This window comes from Rhodoferax sp. (assembly GCF_034519335.1).
GTDB lineage: Bacteria > Pseudomonadota > Gammaproteobacteria > Burkholderiales > Burkholderiaceae_C > Allorhodoferax.
Genome location: NZ_JAXHOL010000024.1, coordinates 47,754 through 63,710 on the forward strand (window position 1 = coordinate 47,754; position 15,957 = coordinate 63,710).

The 15,957-nt window shown below is 62.0% G+C and carries 15 protein-coding genes; 6 read left to right on the forward strand and 9 right to left on the reverse strand.

The genetic code is table 11. The features are described 5' to 3' along the window. Positions 1 to 2: 2 nt before the first annotated feature. Together U5O12_RS10265 and U5O12_RS10270 are read right to left on the reverse strand one after the other, a co-directional pair. Positions 3 to 899 (reverse strand): lipase secretion chaperone, encoded by an 897-nt coding sequence (locus U5O12_RS10265; RefSeq protein WP_322578544.1) that lies wholly within the window; start codon positions 897 to 899, stop codon positions 3 to 5. 87 nt (positions 900 to 986) lie between these two features. Beyond that, the gene (locus U5O12_RS10270; protein ID WP_322578545.1) at positions 987 to 1,919 is read right to left on the reverse strand and encodes a triacylglycerol lipase; all 933 of its coding nucleotides are present in this window, start codon (positions 1,917 to 1,919) and stop codon (positions 987 to 989) included. 229 nt (positions 1,920 to 2,148) lie between these two features. Here U5O12_RS10270 and gspF point away from each other — a divergent pair, with 229 nt between their 5' ends. The 4 genes from gspF to U5O12_RS10290 all read left to right on the forward strand — a co-directional run bounded on the left by gspF (position 2,149) and on the right by U5O12_RS10290 (position 6,428). Next, the gene (gene gspF / locus U5O12_RS10275) at positions 2,149 to 3,363 is read left to right on the forward strand and encodes a type II secretion system inner membrane protein GspF (protein ID WP_322578546.1); all 1,215 of its coding nucleotides are present in this window, start codon (positions 2,149 to 2,151) and stop codon (positions 3,361 to 3,363) included. A 6-nt stretch (positions 3,364 to 3,369) separates the two neighbouring features. Further along, complete coding sequence (locus U5O12_RS10280; protein ID WP_322578547.1) at positions 3,370 to 4,263, forward strand: 5'-nucleotidase; 894 nt, start codon at positions 3,370 to 3,372, stop codon at positions 4,261 to 4,263. 80 nt (positions 4,264 to 4,343) lie between these two features. After that, the gene (locus U5O12_RS10285) at positions 4,344 to 4,556 is read left to right on the forward strand and encodes a hypothetical protein (RefSeq protein WP_322578548.1); all 213 of its coding nucleotides are present in this window, start codon (positions 4,344 to 4,346) and stop codon (positions 4,554 to 4,556) included. A gap of 81 nt (positions 4,557 to 4,637) precedes the next feature. Continuing rightward, positions 4,638 to 6,428 carry an ABC transporter ATP-binding protein/permease gene (locus U5O12_RS10290; protein ID WP_322578549.1) on the forward strand — a complete coding sequence of 597 codons (1,791 nt, stop codon included), beginning with the start codon at positions 4,638 to 4,640 and terminating at the stop codon, positions 6,426 to 6,428. Here U5O12_RS10290 and queC read toward each other — a convergent pair. The 5 genes from queC to glmS all read right to left on the reverse strand — a co-directional run bounded on the left by queC (position 6,383) and on the right by glmS (position 13,159). Continuing rightward, positions 6,383 to 7,123 carry a 7-cyano-7-deazaguanine synthase QueC gene (gene queC / locus U5O12_RS10295; RefSeq protein WP_322578550.1) on the reverse strand — a complete coding sequence of 247 codons (741 nt, stop codon included), beginning with the start codon at positions 7,121 to 7,123 and terminating at the stop codon, positions 6,383 to 6,385. The two genes, U5O12_RS10290 and queC, sit on opposite strands and share 46 nt — an antisense overlap. Positions 7,124 to 7,243: 120 nt before the next feature. Further along, positions 7,244 to 7,588, reverse strand: a complete 345-nt coding sequence (locus tag U5O12_RS10300; RefSeq protein ID WP_322578551.1) for a hypothetical protein — start codon at positions 7,586 to 7,588, stop codon at positions 7,244 to 7,246. Between the two features lie 346 nt (positions 7,589 to 7,934). Next, on the reverse strand, positions 7,935 to 9,515 hold the full coding sequence (locus U5O12_RS10305) for a methyl-accepting chemotaxis protein (RefSeq protein WP_322578552.1): 1,581 nt from the start codon (positions 9,513 to 9,515) through the stop codon (positions 7,935 to 7,937). A gap of 51 nt (positions 9,516 to 9,566) precedes the next feature. Then, a complete protein-coding gene (locus U5O12_RS10310; protein WP_322578553.1) occupies positions 9,567 to 11,009 on the reverse strand; it encodes a DUF4139 domain-containing protein in 1,443 nt (480 codons plus the stop codon). A gap of 233 nt (positions 11,010 to 11,242) precedes the next feature. Then, positions 11,243 to 13,159: a glutamine--fructose-6-phosphate transaminase (isomerizing) gene (gene glmS, locus U5O12_RS10315; RefSeq protein WP_322578554.1), complete on the reverse strand. Its 1,917-nt coding sequence runs from the start codon at positions 13,157 to 13,159 to the stop codon at positions 11,243 to 11,245. 136 nt (positions 13,160 to 13,295) lie between these two features. Here glmS and U5O12_RS10320 point away from each other — a divergent pair, with 136 nt between their 5' ends. Then, positions 13,296 to 13,778 carry an Lrp/AsnC family transcriptional regulator gene (locus tag U5O12_RS10320; RefSeq protein ID WP_322578555.1) on the forward strand — a complete coding sequence of 161 codons (483 nt, stop codon included), beginning with the start codon at positions 13,296 to 13,298 and terminating at the stop codon, positions 13,776 to 13,778. Here the strand turns inward: U5O12_RS10320 and U5O12_RS10325 are convergent. Beyond that, the gene (locus U5O12_RS10325; RefSeq protein ID WP_322578556.1) at positions 13,764 to 14,720 is read right to left on the reverse strand and encodes a LysR family transcriptional regulator; all 957 of its coding nucleotides are present in this window, start codon (positions 14,718 to 14,720) and stop codon (positions 13,764 to 13,766) included. The genes U5O12_RS10320 and U5O12_RS10325 overlap by 15 nt on opposite strands. Before the next feature lie 205 nt (positions 14,721 to 14,925). On the opposite strand from U5O12_RS10325, the gene U5O12_RS10330 reads away from it, so the two are divergent. After that, the gene (locus tag U5O12_RS10330) at positions 14,926 to 15,138 is read left to right on the forward strand and encodes a hypothetical protein (protein WP_322578557.1); all 213 of its coding nucleotides are present in this window, start codon (positions 14,926 to 14,928) and stop codon (positions 15,136 to 15,138) included. Positions 15,139 to 15,215: 77 nt separating this feature from the next. On the opposite strand, the gene U5O12_RS10335 is transcribed toward U5O12_RS10330, so the two are convergent. Further along, a complete protein-coding gene (locus U5O12_RS10335) occupies positions 15,216 to 15,953 on the reverse strand; it encodes a HAMP domain-containing sensor histidine kinase (RefSeq protein ID WP_322578558.1) in 738 nt (245 codons plus the stop codon). Between the last annotated feature and the right edge of the window lie 4 nt (positions 15,954 to 15,957).

Genomic DNA, 15,957 nt, shown 5'->3' on the forward strand with positions numbered 1-15,957 from the left:
TGTCAGGGTTCGTACGCCACCAGCCGTTTGCGCTCCAGCTCCGAGAATTGGTCTTGCTGGATGCGCTCCAAAGCCGCCGCGCGCTCCGACGCCGGGGCATTTTCCAGCGTCTTGAGCACCTGTGTGCGCTCAGCCACATAACGGTCTATACGCGCCTTCCAAGCAAGCTCCTCGCGGTCCACCTCGGCCAAACGTGCAGCCGCGGAAGCGTCCAGCGCCTGGGCACGCAGGCGGTAAACGTCGTCTTCACTGCCACCTTGGGCACGCAAGGTCTGGGCTTTTTCTTCGAGATGAATCAGGGCGCGCGGCGCATCACGGTCTGCGCGCAAAGCAGGTGGCATGGCCGCATCAACCGCCGCCAGCTGAGCTTTCTTCTGTACGGAATCCAGCGCCGGGTTGTTGGCAATCTCCAGGCGGGCCAGTGCATCCAGATCAGCCGCATCCTCCAGCCCGAACATCGCATGTTCTTCTTCTGCATTGAAAAAACGCGCGCGCAGGGCTTGCATGCCTTCAAAGCGTTGGCGCAGGCTGTGTGGTCCCGCAGCTTGCTTGGCAAACTGCTGCTCCAGCGCAAACAACTCGCGTTTGAAATCCATATACCGCAGCAGCAAACGCTTGGCTGCCTCGGCTTGCTCCGGAGCCAGGGATTTGTCCAGCTCGCTACGGATTTGCTGTGCAATCCCCTCCACCGGCAACTCGCCCACCGTGCTCAGGTAGTAGTCAAACAAACGACGCAAGGCGCCATAGGCCAGACCACCACTGCTCGCACCAGGCAAGGCGTTGAAGCCGCGCAGGCTGGCCGCACCGTCGGGCACCGTGCCGTGCAGAGACGCGGCAGGACCTGCAGAAGAATTTTCGACCGGCACAGGCAGCAGAACCACAGCGTCAGAGGTGGGCAAAAAAGCCCACCACCCCACGGCTGCCACCACCACCAACCCGCCTAGCAGGCGCAACCCTGCCGGGCTTCGTATCGATGGCAGCAAGGCTCAGAGTCCCGCGTTCTTCAGGCGGTTGGCCTGTTGGCGAAACAGCGTGACCGGACTGGTCTCAAACAGGTTGGTCAAGCCCACCGTCTGGTTCACTTCGTCCAGGTGGTTGATCGCATAGTCATCCCGAATCACCTTGCCCAGGCGTGACGAGCAACTGCTCACCAGACCATCGTTTTTGGCCCCCAAGAAGGCCAGCGAGGTCAGCGCCAACGCGGGGTCGGCGATATCCAGCAGATTGGTATAGGGCTTGGCACCACTCCAGGAGTAATAGGCGACCCCGTTCACGTTGTAGGCACCCTCGCCGCAGGCACTGGTTGGCACGCCCTGCGGGTGGGCCGCATTGAAATTTTTACTGCCCGCAGTGCTGAGCGACTGCGCCGCAGCCAGGGAGTTCTGGGTGAGACCGCCCCCCCCCGACAGGAAGTTGATGATGGTGCCCAAACCGTTGGTGATGGACACCAGCACCGTGTTGCTAAAGGTGCCTGCGGGCGCTACACCCAGCAGCACATCGGCCACGGTAGAGCCTTTGTTAACCCCACCGATGGAGGTGACTGAGGCCACCAGATCGGGTCGCACCGAGGCCACATAGCGTGTGGTCGGACCGCCATGGCTGTGGCCCATCAGGTTAACTTTGCTGGCGCCCGTGGCCGCCAAGATCTGTTTCACCTGCGTCAACAACTGCTCGCCGCGCACTTCGGTGCTGTTGGCAGCTGCCACTTGCACCACATAGACCTTGGCGCCGTCTGCGCGCAGGGCCGATGGGATGCCGTAGAAATATTCCACGGGGCCAATGTTGTCAAAGCCAAACAAGCCGTGCACCAGCACGATGGGGTACTTGGTCTGGGTGTAGCCGGCAGCAAACGCTGCTGCGGGAAAAAGGCCGATGGCCAGCGCGCACGCCGCCAGCCAGCCCGTCACGATTCTCTTCATGTGTGTCTCCTCGGGACCTCTCAGGGTCGATGGGGTTGAAGGGATGTCAAGGTGGATACCGGTGCGACCTCTGGGGTGGGGGCGCTGTCGCGGGCGAGCTGCGGCCCACGGTTTGTGTCGGTGGGTGAAACTCAAATAGCACGATCGTGCTTTTGTCAGAGCTTACGGGTCCGCATGTTTCTTGTCATGGTGGAAAACCCGCGCACCCCGCTGCCGCTACCATTGCGCCATGCCCGCCTACACGTATTCAGCCTTGGACGCCGACGGTAAAACCCGCAGCGGCGTGCTGGAGGCCGATGCGCCGCGCGCCGCGCGTAGCCAGCTGCGCCAGCAGCAGCTGGTGCCCCTGAGCGTGCAGGAACTCAGCACCACGCCCAGCTCCGGCACTTCGGTGCGCCGCGGCAGCCGGGCTTTCAGCAGCACCCAGCGCGCCGTGTGGACGCGCCAGCTTGCCGGCTTGGTGTCGGCCGGGCTACCGCTGGAGCGCGCACTCAGTTCACTCACCGAAGAAGCCGAGACCCCCGCCCAGCGTGATGTGGTGGCCACCATCCGCGCCGAAGTGAACGGCGGTACCAGCCTGGGTGCAGCCTTGGCCCAACACCCACGCGAGTTCTCCGAGATTTATGTGGGCGTGATTAGCGCAGGCGAACACAGCGGCCAGCTCGGCTTGGTGCTGGAGCGCCTCGCTGATGAGCTGGAAGAGCAACATGCCCTGCAGTCCAAGCTGCTGGGCGCAGCGCTATACCCAGCGGTGGTGAGCGTGGTGGCGCTGGCCATCGTGCTGTTTTTGCTGGCCTATGTGGTGCCGCAGGTGGCGGGGGTATTTGCGGGCTCCAAACAGGCACTGCCCTTACTCACGCGCATCATGCTTGGCATCAGCGCTGCGGTGCGCTCGTATGGTTGGGCAGCGCTGATTGCTATTTTTTTGATAGCTATTGGCGCAAGAATAGCTTGGTCTGGAGTCGCTTTTCGCCTAAAAGTGGATGCCGCCTGGCTGCGTCTGCCGATCCTGGGTCGGCTGGCCCGGGGCTACAACGCCGCGCGCTTTGCCAGTACGCTGGCTATGCTGGCTGCGGCCGGAGTACCCATCCTCAAAGCGCTACAAGCTGCGGCCGAGACCCTGTCCAACCGTGCCATGCGCGCCGATGCCCTGCAGGCACTGACCTTGGTGCGCGAAGGCGCGCCACTGGCCAGTGCACTGGCGCACGAAAAACGCTTTCCGCCGCTGCTGGCCATGTTCGCCCGGTTGGGTGAACAGACCGGGCGCTTGCCCCATATGCTGGACCGCGCCGCACTGCAACTGCGCAACGAAGTGCAACGCCGCGCCCTGCAACTGGCCACCCTGCTGGAGCCGCTGCTGATCGTGGCCATGGGCGTGGTGGTCATGCTGATCGTGCTGGCCGTGCTGATGCCGATCATCCAATTGAATCAATTAGTGAAGTAACAAACCATGGCACTCACCCTCGACGGCAAACTGGTCGTTGCCATTTCCAGCCGCGCACTCTTCGACTTTGAAGAAGAAAACCAGATCTTTGAACAAGGCGACGACCGCGCCTACATGCAACTGCAGCGCGACCGGCTCGATATACCAGCCAAGCCCGGCGTGGCGTTTTCGCTGGTGCAAAAGCTGCTGGCCTTCAATGATGCACAAACCCAGCGCGTCGAGGTGGTCATCCTCTCGCGCAACGACCCGGTCAGTGGCCTGCGCGTCATGCGCAGCGCAGCACACTACGCACTGCCCATCATCCGCTGCTCGTTCACACGCGGCGAGGCGCCCTGGCGCTACCTCAAACCGCTGCACGCCAACCTGTTTTTAAGCACCCACCTGAGCGATGTGCGCGCGGCACTGGCCGCTGGCGTGCCCGCCGCGCAGGTGTACCCGCACAGCGCACACGCCAGCGATGCCCACCCCTCCGAAGTGCGCATCGCCTTCGACGGCGACGCAGTGTTATTCAGCGACGAGGCCGAGCAGATTTACCAGAGCGGCGGCTTGTCGGCGTTTCAAAAACACGAAATGGACAAGGTTGCCCAGCCCCTGCCCGACGGCCCCTTCAAGCCCCTGCTGGTGGCGCTGCACCGCATGCAGCAGGCGGCCATTCCGCACATGCGCATCCGCACCTCGCTGGTCACCGCACGCAGCGCGCCGGCGCATGAGCGCGCCATCCGCACGCTGATGGACTGGAACATCGAAGTGGACGAAGCCATGTTCCTGGGCGGGTTGGACAAGGGCGAGTTCCTGCGCGAGTTCGAACCTGACTTTTTCTTTGACGACCAGACCGGCCACATCGAATCTGCGGCCCGCCACGTACCGGCAGGCCATGTGGCCAGCGGTGTGCGCAACTAAGGCAACAGCCCGAAAAGCTTTGGTAAACCAATGTAAAACTGGCTGACAAGGCCAAGGCGTGTGCCTAAGCTAGGCGCTTGATGTCTTGGTTTAAATCCGCCCGCGCTCCTTCTGCCTCTGCTGCAGAAAACATCAGCCCGGCTGAGCCATTGCAGCGTGACCGCCAGCTGTCAGACAACGCGAAGATGTGGCGCCGCTTGGCCCGTGATGGATACGACCGTACCGCGGAGCAGGTGCGAGCGTCCCAACCCGCAGTGTTGCAACGCGACATCGCCCCACCCTCCCACCGTTAGTGCAAGAAGCGGTTTGCAGCCGCTACCATGGCCCCTGCGCAGGGCTGTGGGCCGCTGCCATTTCAAATAAGGATGACGGACATGGCTTTTGTGGCAACCGTGGGCGACAAGCTCCGCGCGTTTGGGCAGTTTGCGCGCCGCGTGTGGGCGCTGACCCAACCCTACTTTCACTCCGAGGACAAATGGAAGGCCCGCGGCATGCTGGCCGCCATCGTGGCACTGAACCTGGGCCTGGTCTACATGGCCGTGCTGTTCAACGACTGGAACAAGCTGTTCTACGACGCGCTACAAGAGAAAAATGCCGGCGTGTTTTGGGCCCAATTGGGGCGCTTCACCTACCTCGCGTTTGCGTTCATCGTCATTGCGGTCTACAAGTTTTACCTGACGCAGCTGCTGGAAATGCGCTGGCGCAGTTGGATGACGGCGCACTACCTGCAGCGCTGGCTCAGCGGCCAGGCGTTTTACCGGCTGGAGCTCGCCCGCTTCACCAGTGCCGCCCACAGCGATGCCAACCCCGACAACCCGGACCAGCGTATCCAGGAAGACATCAACCAATTCACCAGCTACACCATCTCGCTCACCATGGGACTGCTCAACGCCGTGGTCACGCTGGCCAGCTTTGTGGGCATCTTGTGGGGCCTGTCAGGTGGCTTTGCCTTCAACGTGGGGGGTAACGACTACAACATCCCCGGCTTCATGGTGTGGATGGCAGTGCTCTACTGCGTTGCGGGCAGCGTCATCACCCACTACATTGGCCGCAAGCAGATTCCGCTGAACTTTGCCCAACAGCGTGTGGAGGCGGACTTTCGCCACACCATGATCCGGGTGCGTGAGTACAGCGAATCCATTGCGCTGGACCGTGGTGAGACCGTAGCAAGGCAACAGCTCGGGGACCGATTCGGCAAGGTGCTGGACAACTACCTGGCCCTCATCAAGGCACAGAAAAGCCTGATCTGGTTCACCAGCTTCTTTGGCCAGGCCGCGGTGGTGTTTCCGTTCGTGGTCGCCGCACCGCGTTTTTTCAGCGGGGCCATCCAACTGGGCGAGCTGATGCAAATCTCCAGCGCCTTTGGCCAAGTGCAAGGCGCCTTGAGCTGGTTTGTCGACAACTACAGCACCTTGGCTACCTGGCGCGCCACCACCGATCGCCTGACCAGCTTTGAGGCATCATTTAAGGCTCTAGGCCCCGTGAATACTGCGCGAACAGCTCCTAAAAACATAGCATCATCCGACACCTTGAGCGGATCGGATATCTCTGTCGCACTGCCTAATGGCACGCTGCTACTGGCCCCCACACAGCTGCAGGCCCAGCCGGGCGACCGCATCTTGCTGCAGGGCCCGTCGGGCAGCGGCAAGTCCAGTCTGTTTCGCACGCTGGCGGGTATTTGGCCCTTTGCCAGCGGCGCGGTGCAGCTGCCCACCGACACCATGTTCATCCCGCAACGACCCTATTTTCCCAATGGCCCGCTGCGCGAGGCCCTGGCCTACCCCCAGGCCACCACGGCATACACCGATGCCCAGCTGCAGCAGGCGCTGCGCGACGCACTGCTGCCCGGCTTGGTAGACGATCTGGACAGGGTAGATGCCTGGAGCCAAAAACTGTCTGGCGGCGAACAGCAGCGCTTGGCGATTGCGCGTGTGCTGCTGAAGCAACCCCAATGGATTTTTGCCGACGAAGCCACCAGCGCGCTGGACGAGGCGGCAGAACACACGCTGTACCAGCGCTTGAGCGACTTGGTGATGCAGCGCGGTGGTGGCTTGGTGTCCATCGCGCACAGGCCGGGGGTGGCGGCTTTCCACAGCCGCCAATGGGTGCTCACGCCCCGTCAGGGCGAAGGCGCTTTGTTTACCTTGTCCGAAAACCGCGCATAACCCTTGGCGCGCAGCTCGCAGGCCGGGCAACTGCCGCAGCCGTAGCCCCAGGCCTGGCGGTGCGTGCGGTCGCCCAGGTAGCAAGTGTGGGTGTGCTCCACCACCAGATCCACCAGCGCCTCGCCGCCTCCGGGCACGCCCGACTGCTCGCCCAGCGCATGGGCCAGCTCCCAGGTCTGGGCTTTGTCGATCCACATCAACGGAGTTTCGATCAAAAACCGCTTGTCCATGCCCAGCGACAAGGCCAGTTGCAAGGCTTTCATGGTGTCGTCCCGGCAATCGGGGTAACCCGAAAAATCGGTTTCGCACACACCCGTCACGATGACTTGCAGCCCGCGCCGGTAGGCCAAGGCAGCGGCCAGCGTCATGAACAGCAGGTTGCGGCCCGGCACAAAGGTATTGGGCAGGCCGCTGGCCTCCATCTGGAAAGCCGTGTCACGCGTGAGTGAGGTCTCGCTCACTTCGCCCAACACCGCCAAGTCCAGCAAGTGGTCTTCGCCCAGCTTGGCAGCCCATTGCGGAAAGTGCGCTCGGATTTCGCGTAGCACGTTCAGGCGGGCATCCAACTCCACGCTGTGGCGCTGGCGGTAGTCAAAGGCAATGGTTTCGACACGCTCGTAGCGCGACAAGGCATGGGCAAGACAGGTGGTGGAGTCCTGGCCGCCGGAGAAAAGGACGAGTGCGGTGGTATGCATGGCCGCCATGGTAGAGCAAGGCAATCCGGCCAAGCAATTTTCAGTGGGGCCGCCTCAAGGGAAACTCACCCCCTCGGGGGAGGCTCCGACCCGCGCAGCGGCGGAGCGTGGGGTCACACTTTAAATGTTTTCGGTCTTCTTGATCTTGCTGGGTGTGTAGACCAGCACTTCCTTGGCCAGCTGGCCCGGCACCTCAGCGGGGCTCAGGGGCTGCGGTGGGGTGAGCTGGATCTTGACCTGCTCAATCTGGATGGCACTGGCGCTGGCGGTCCACATGGTCTTCAGGTGATCCAGCAGCACTTGGGAGATCGGCTTGGGCGGAGGGTCTTCCACTTTTTCCGGTTCTGGGCGATGGATCGTCCAGTCTTTGGGGGCCGTGGCCGCCTCTGCTCCGCGCTCTGTGGGATCGGGCACCACAACCCGGGGTGGCTGGCCTTCCGGACTCTTGAGTGCGGGGTTCACCATGTCGATGACTCCGGGGGAGGGCTCGACCGACGGACTGGCGCTCGCTACAGGGTTGACCGGAGCAACTGGGATAACCCTATTTGCCCCAGACGAAGCCAAATCTGCGCCGGAGGGGCGCACATTTGGGTTTCGATCAATGGACGGCAGTTGCATTTTGGGTAGGCCTTTGGGCCCCTCCGGTTACTTTTAGGAGTTGACGTACGTTTCTTAACGGCAGATTTAGGGGGTTATTTAGGTCTTTTTTTAAAAATTTTGATTTTTTTAACGACCGACCCACATGCCATCGACAAAAAACGCACCACATGGGTGCGTTCTGATGTGCGGCAAGCCTCGCAGGCGTAGCGTGTCAGGCCGCAGGCAAGGACTGGGGCATAACACTGCGCGCCCCGCCGGGCAGGGTAAACCGGCCCACCAAGCGGTCCAACAATGCCGCCTGCTCACGCAGGGACGCCGCAGCCGCTGCACTTTGCTCCACCAAGGCCGCATTCTGTTGGGTCATTTGTTCCAGCTCGGACACGGCAGCACTCACTTGCTGCATATCTTGGCTCTGCTCGCTGCTGGAGGCGCTGATTTCAGCAATGATGCCGGTGACGCGCTGCACCGATTGCACAATGTCCTGCATGGTCTGCCCGGCCCCGTCCACCAAACGCGAGCCATGCTCCACATTGGCAACTGAACTGCCGATCAGGGTTTTGATTTCCTTGGCTGCCTCGGCGCTGCGCCCGGCCAGCGCGCGCACTTCGCTAGCCACCACGGCAAACCCGCGGCCTTGCTCGCCCGCACGGGCGGCTTCCACGGCGGCATTGAGCGCCAGGATGTTGGTCTGGAAGGCGATACCGTCAATCACCGCAATGATGTCCACAATCTTGCGTGAAGAGGCATTGATTTCGTGCATGGTGCTGACCACCTGGGAGACCGCCGTGCCGCCGTTTTCTGCCACAGAAAAAGCCGACCCCGCCAGCGCGTTGGCCTGCCGCGCGGCGTCCACCGACTGTTGTAGTGATCCATTGAGGTGGTCCATCGTCGAAGCGGCACGCTGAAGGTTGTAAGCAGTGCTCTCGGTGCGGTTCGAGAGGTCTTGGTTGCCATGCGCAATTTCAGAGCTGGCGATGCTGATGCTGCCAGTGGACCTGTGGACCTGCCCCACCAACTGGGCCAGCGAGTCGGCCATGTGGGCCAAAGAACGCAACACTTCGCCCATCTCGTCTTTGCGCGTGGTCTGGATGGCGACGCTCAAATCCCCTTGGCCAATCGACTGAGCCACCCGGACAATCTCGTCCAGCGGGTCACACACGTTGCGCTGCAACAGCCGAGTGCCTATGGAGATCAGCACCACAATCACCGCCATGATGCCCGCGACGGACCAAACCGTGCGCATGCGTTCTTCACCCGCCTTGTCACGCAGCGCCGTGGCGCCAGCCTCGGTGAGCGCCACCATGGCTTGCTGGGCAGCCAAAAATGCCTTGAGTTCAGATTGCGTGGCCGACTGGATGTGGCTTCCCACCGCTGCCATGTCGCCCGAAGCCTTCAGATCTTGGGCTTTGCTGATGGAGGCCTGCAAAGACTGTGACCTGGCCTTCACCGCTTCGAGCGCCGTCTTCTCCGCAGGGCTTTGCATGATTTTCTCCAGCCCTGCCTGCAGCTGGCCGATTTCTGCAGTGGCGCTGCTCTGGTCCGCCAACAAGAGCTGGCCCGCTGCAGCGTCAGCATTCAGCGCTGCACCAATGCCACGCAGGGCATTGGCCTCACCCAGCCCCCGCCAGCGGGCGGCCATTTCCAATTTGCTTTGCTGCTCTGATTGTTCGGCCACGGTGATGGCCTGCGAACGAATGGTCCGGATGGCGGAACCCGAGGCCATGGCCACCAGCCCCACACTCACCGCGATAGCGGGCAACCACAGCTTCAAGGCAATACTCAAGGACTTCATGGACCGCTCCGTAACAGTAGCGGTCCAGTATCCGGGCAGGCCCGGCCAGGGTCAATAGCGAACCACTGCGCGATATGTCAAAACAGTACTGCCTTCGGCAGGCACAGTGACCTTCCAGACTGCGGTATTGGCGGACCCTTTGGTATGCGCCTGGCTGGCGCTCAGAATTTGCCAATCTCCTGGCATGGGCTCTTGAACTGTCACGGTCACGGCCTCTTTTTTGGCATTTTTCAGCACCAGCTGGTAGGCACTCTCGAACACATAGTTGTACTTGCCGGTACCGCTGAGCTTCTTGAAGTCTGTCTGCTTTTTGTCAGCCGTCACGTCAAAGGCGTCGCCCAGCTTGAGGCGGACCTTTTCGTTTTTGGGGGTGTGGTCGATGCGGTCTTCGCCAATGAACTGGGCGTTGCCTGCACTGTCTTTTTTGTAGACGCGCACCACCCCTTTGGGCAGAGGCATGCCCAACCGCGCGCTTTCCTTGTTGTCAAACTCCACGAACACGGCCACCTTCATTTTCTGGCCCAGGTCGCCCGCCGCACCTTGGTAGTAGTAGTCGTTGCCTTGCAGCAGCAGCTCTTTGCGCGCCGGCACGCCACTGGCCGACATCAGGGCGACCTGCTTGGTCTGGTTCTCGGCAATGGTGGTGGGGCGGTCCAGGGTGTAGAGGTGGTACTCGAACAGCGTCTCTTCCGCCATGCGCGATTCGGCCTTGGCCGCCATCGGCGCGGCCATCATCACCGGGCGGCCACGCTGCAACTCGGGCTGCACCTGGTTCACGTCGCCCGCCACCAGTTGGAGCCTGGCGTTGCGGTAGGTGGCGCCGCTGGTGTTGGTCAGCGTCACCCAGCCCGACATGTCGAGCTTGTCATCGGCCGCATTCAGCTCCACCACGTAGTCAGCCTTCCAGCCCAGGCCCGAGGTCAGGTAGCTCAGCTCCACGTCCTGCTGGGCGGCGCCCTTGTTGTCCAGCGCCATCACCAGCGTGGGGCGGTCGCGCAGGTTGGCGGGCACATCCCCAAACACCAGGCGGCCGGGAATGCCGGTCTCAATGCGCTGGCCGATCTTGAGCACCACGCCGTTGTTGGCCGAAAGCACAGTGGCTGCCTCGGTGGTCTCGACGCCGGTGGCCGGGTTGGTACGCACCACGTTCACGGTCTGGCCCACATATTTTTCCAGCATCTTCTGCGGCGTGAGCAAATCGAAGTCAAAGTTCTGCTCCAGCACGCTCAAAGCGCCCGGTGCACTCACGCTGCGCAGCAGCGCGGTCTCGGGCCGCAGGCGGGCGCTCACATCCCGAAACGCCAGCGCCAGCTTGCCGCCGCCCAGCTGCACGCGGCGCTGGTCTTTCACCAGGGCCAGGTTGTCGTTGTAAATGGTGACGGCCACCTCTTGCTGGTCGGCCAGTGTGCTGCGCTGCTCGGGCGACTGGGCCAGGGCGGACTGGGCCAGCACGGTGAGCGCGGCCAGGGCAAAAGGAGCGGAAATAGAGCGCATGGAAAAACTTTCTGCAAAAGGGTAAGCAGCAGGCGCACCCCAAGCGCACCTGCAGCAGGGCCTGTGCAGCATAGCCGCCCACGCCCCGCCCCCATGCAACGCCGGGCGACTCTGCGCCGCCGACCTTGTTGCAGAGTGTTACGCAAGGTCACCCAACAGCCATATAAATGCTACGTATTTGATAGCTGCTTGCGCAATATCTATAAGCTTTAGAGGCTAATTTGACCCAAAAATTACTCCACCGTCACGCTCTTGGCCAAGTTGCGGGGCTTGTCCACATCGGTGCCGCGTGCGCAAGCCGTGTGGTACGCCAGCAGCTGCAGCGGAACCACGTGCAGCAGCGGCGACAGCTCGCCATAGTGCTCGGGCATGCGGATCACGTGCAGGCCTTCGCCGCTGTCGATACGCGTGTCGGCATCGGCCAGCACATAGAGCACGCCGCCACGCGCGCGCACTTCGTGCAGATTGCTCTTGAGCTTTTCCAGCAGCGCGTCGTTGGGCGCCACCGTCACCACCGGCATTTCGCTGGTCACCAGCGCCAGCGGGCCGTGCTTGAGCTCGCCGGCGGCATAGGCCTCGGCATGGATGTAGGTGATTTCCTTCAGCTTCAAAGCACCTTCCATGGCGATGGGGAAGTGCAGGCCACGGCCCAGGAACAGCGCGTTTTCCTTCTTCGCAAAATCATCGGCCCAGGCCATGATTTGTGGCTCCAAGGCCAGCACGGCTTGCAGCGCGGCCGGCAGGTGGCGCATGGCCTTGAGGTGGCGGGCTTCGTCCGCATCCGTCAAACGCCCCTTGGCCTGCGCCAGGCACAGGGTCAGCAAGAACAGGCCCGCCAGTTGGGTGGTGAATGCCTTGGTGGAGGCCACGCCAATCTCCACGCCGGCACGCGTCACGTAGGCCAGGCTGCACTCGCGCACCATGGCGCTGGTGGCCACGTTGCAGATGGTCAGCGTGTGTTGCATGCCCAAGCTCTGCGCGTGGCGCAACGCAGCCAGCGTATCGGCCGTCTCGCCGCTCTGCGTGATGGTGACCACCAGCGTGTTGGGGTTGGGCACCGACTCGCGGTAACGGTACTCACTGGCCACTTCTACTTGGCAGGGCACTTTGGCAATGCTCTCGATCCAGTACTTGGCCGCACAACCGCTGTAATAGCTGGTGCCGCAGGCCAGAATCAGCACGCTGTCGATCTGCTTGAACACGCGCGCCGCATTGGCGCCGGGGGCGTGGTTGCCCTGCTGGTCAAACAGCTCGGGCACGATGCCTTCCAAACCTTCCAGGGTGTCGGCAATCGCGCGCGGCTGCTCGAAGATTTCCTTCTGCATGTAATGTCGATAGGGGCCCAGCTCGGCCGCGCCGCTGTGGGCCAGCACGGTCTTCACCGGGCGCTGGGCGGGGGCCACAGCCTTGTGGGCCTTATCGATCAGCCAGTACTTGCCCAGCTGCACGTCCACCACATCGCCTTCTTCCAGGTAGACAATCTGGTCGGTCACGCCGGCCAGGGCCATGGCATCGCTGGCCAGGAAGTGTTCTTGCCCATCTTTGCCAACACCCAATATCAGTGGCGAACCAGCACGCGCGCCAATCAGGCGGTGGGGCTCGTCCTTGCAAAACACGGCAATCGCGTACGCACCATGCAGCTGCAGCACGGTGGCCTTCACGGCTTCAAACAGGTCGCCGTCGTACAGGCTGTCGATCAGGTGGGCGATGACTTCGGTGTCGGTCTGGCTGTGGAACACATAACCCTTGGCCTTGAGGGCGGCGCGCAGCTCGTCGTGGTTTTCGATGATGCCGTTGTGCACCAGGGCCACACGGCCGGGCTTGCTATCGGCATCCACCCCCGTGCCGTGGCTGAAGTGGGGGTGGGCGTTGTGCACCACCGGCGCACCGTGGGTGGCCCAGCGTGTGTGGGCAATGCCCAACGTACCCTGCACCTGACCCGAGGCCACCTGCGCAATCAACTCCGACACCCGCGAGGTGCTGCGCGCGCGGCGCAAGCCGCTAAAACTGGAACCACCTTCGTTGGGGCCATCTTGCGCATACACCGCTACGCCACAAGAGTCATACCCCCGGTATTCCAGCCGCTCCAGGCCTTGCACCAGCACAGGAACAATGTTGCGGGTCGATACCGCGCCGACGATGCCACACATAGACAGTCTCCAAATCTGTTGATGGCGTGCATCGTAGGCAGAACGCAAAGAAATATCCGATCATTTTTTCGGATTATTTGGTTTTTTATTTCAAAAATTCATTGAAATGGTTTTTTATTCCATTTATAAACAGATGATGGAATCAATCACACTCGATGCCGTGGACTTGCAATTGCTGGCCGCCTTGCAACGCGACGCCAGCCTGAGTAACCAGGCCCTGGCCGAACTGGCCCACACCACCCCCCCCACCTGCCTGCGCCGGGTCAAGCGCATGCGCGATGCGGGGTTGATTGAAAAACAAATTGCACTGCTGAGCCCGGAGCGCCTGGCCGCCACGCTGGGCCACGGGCTCACGGCGATTGTGGAAATCACGCTGGACCGGCAGGACGCCGAGGCGTTGGAGAGGTTTGAAGCCCGTGTGGCCGACGAAGCAGCCGTGCAGCAGTGCTACCGCGTGTCGCCAGGACCAGACTTTTGCCTGGTGGTGCACGCCCGTGACATGCCCGGCTACCAGGCGCTGACGCAACGCCTGTTCACGGCCGACTCCAATGTGCGCAATGTGAAGAGCTTCTTCAGCATCAAGCGCAGCAAGTTCGGCGCAGAACTAGCGCTGGGCTAACACCGGGCCACAGCCAGCGCCACACGCGTCCATGGCACTGGCGAGTTGCAAGCGCGTTTGCTCCGAGAGGTAGTCCAGAAAAACGCGGGTGCGACGCGGCAAAAACTGGCGACTGGGCAATGCCGCATACAAAAACATCTGACCGACAATCCAGGGCGGTATGACGCGCACCAACTCCCCGCTGGCCAAAAAGGGCGCCACCAGCTCCACCGTGGCGGGTGCAATGCCAGCGCCGTCCAGGGTGGCACGGATCAGGGTTTCGATATGGTTGGACCAGACGACAGGTGTCACCGGCACATCCACAACATCCTGCAAGTTCTCGGAATTTTTGAAACGCCACATGCGTGCGCCCAAAGTGCTGCCCTTGATGCCAAGGCAATCATGGGCCGACAAATCTTCGGGGCGCAACGGCGTGCCCTTGCGCTTCAAATACTCTGGCGACGCCACGAAAACGCCCTCGACGACCGCAATTTTTCGGGCCACCACATCGCCGTCGTAGGCCTCGTCGGCCGTGAACAGGGTGATATCGTTCCCGTCGATGGGCGGCTCCACAAACGACTCCACGTTCACATGCAAGACGATTTTCGGGTACAGCGCCCGAAAGCCCGCTACCAGTGGCGCCAATACGTAAGTGGCCAGCACGGGGGTAGCCAGCACATGCAGCTCACCGGCCAGCTCCTGGGTGTGCAGGTTGGCCAGGGCATCGGCCTCGTCAATGTCCTGCAAAATTGCCCGCACCCGTGCCAGATAAGACTCGCCCGCCTCGCTCAGGGACACCCGCCGGGTAGAGCGGTGCAAGAGGCGCGTACCCAGATGCTCCTCCAGGTCGGCCACCAGGCGTGTCACCACGGCGGGCGACATGTCCAAGGCCCGGGCCGCGGCCGCAAAGCCACCCTCGTCGATCACCCGTTGAAACACACGCATTGAAAGAAGTCTGTCCATGGGGGCACTCTAAGGCGATATCAAGCGAGCATTATTGCCAAAACAGAAACGCGCATGTGCTATTTACGCTGTTTATCTTCTTAATCAGAAATTTTACAGTTCATCCCATCGACGAGACGCATGAATTAAACGCCCCATCGATGCTGTTCAGACGGTGTGATGCCCGCCAGAGCGGATTCTTCTAAACATTGAAAGGAACTTCATCATGAACAAGACTTCTATCGCAGCCATCGCTATTGCATTGACTGCCGCTTTCGCTGGCCAAGCCATGGCCGCCGACCAGGCCACCGATGCCAAGTCCGGCCAACAAGTGGCTGCAGCTGCAGCCCCCAAGGCCGCTGCAAAGCCCGCCGCTGAGACCCAAGGCAAGTCTGCCGCAGACGCTTTCGCTGACTTGGACAAAATCAAGAAGTGGTAAGCACAGCCACTGCAGCGATGCAGTGACCTGAGCACACGCAAGGCCCGGCATGTCCGGGCTTTTTTATGCTCGCTCGGCTAGGGCAGCAAAGGCAGTGACAGGGTCAAAACACCGCCAAGGGGTTGACCCGGTGTCAGTTCGAGCGTTCCGCCCAAACGCTGCGCGGCTTTGGCGGCCAAGGCAAGCCCCACGCCCAAACCAGGAAATGCGCTGGCTGGATGCAGGCGCCCAAACATGCGCAAGGCCTGCGCCGGCTGAGTGGCCACAAAACCAGCGCCGTTGTCCTGAACCTCCAGCTTCCAGCATTGCTCCATTTGCTGGGCGCGCACGGCAATGCGCGCGTCCGCGTCGGGCATGCGGGATGTGAATTTCCAAGCATTGTCCAAGGCGGCGCGCAGCACCACGCGCAGCAAGGCGGGATCGGTCGTAACAGTGGTGTCCGGCACCTCCACCTCCAACGCCAACCGGCGTGGTGCATGGGCTTGCGCCATCTCTTCAGCCAGCTCTTGTACCAGCCCCCCCAGGTCCACGGGCACTGGCGCCAGGGGCAAACTCCCTACGCGGGACAGCTCGCGTAAAGCATCCAGCATGGCTCCCAGGTGTTTGGCAGAGCCGGAAATTGTGGCCAAAAACCCCTGCACCTCGGCGGACAGCTGTGGCCCCGCATCTTCTTCGACCAACTGGGCAAAGGACACGATATGGCGCAGCGGCGCACGCAAATCGTGCGACACGGCGGAAGTGAAGTCCTGCATCTCGCGCCGCACTGCGGCGAGTTCCGCTTCAAGTTCGGCGATGCGTGTGTGCGGGTCGGACATGGGG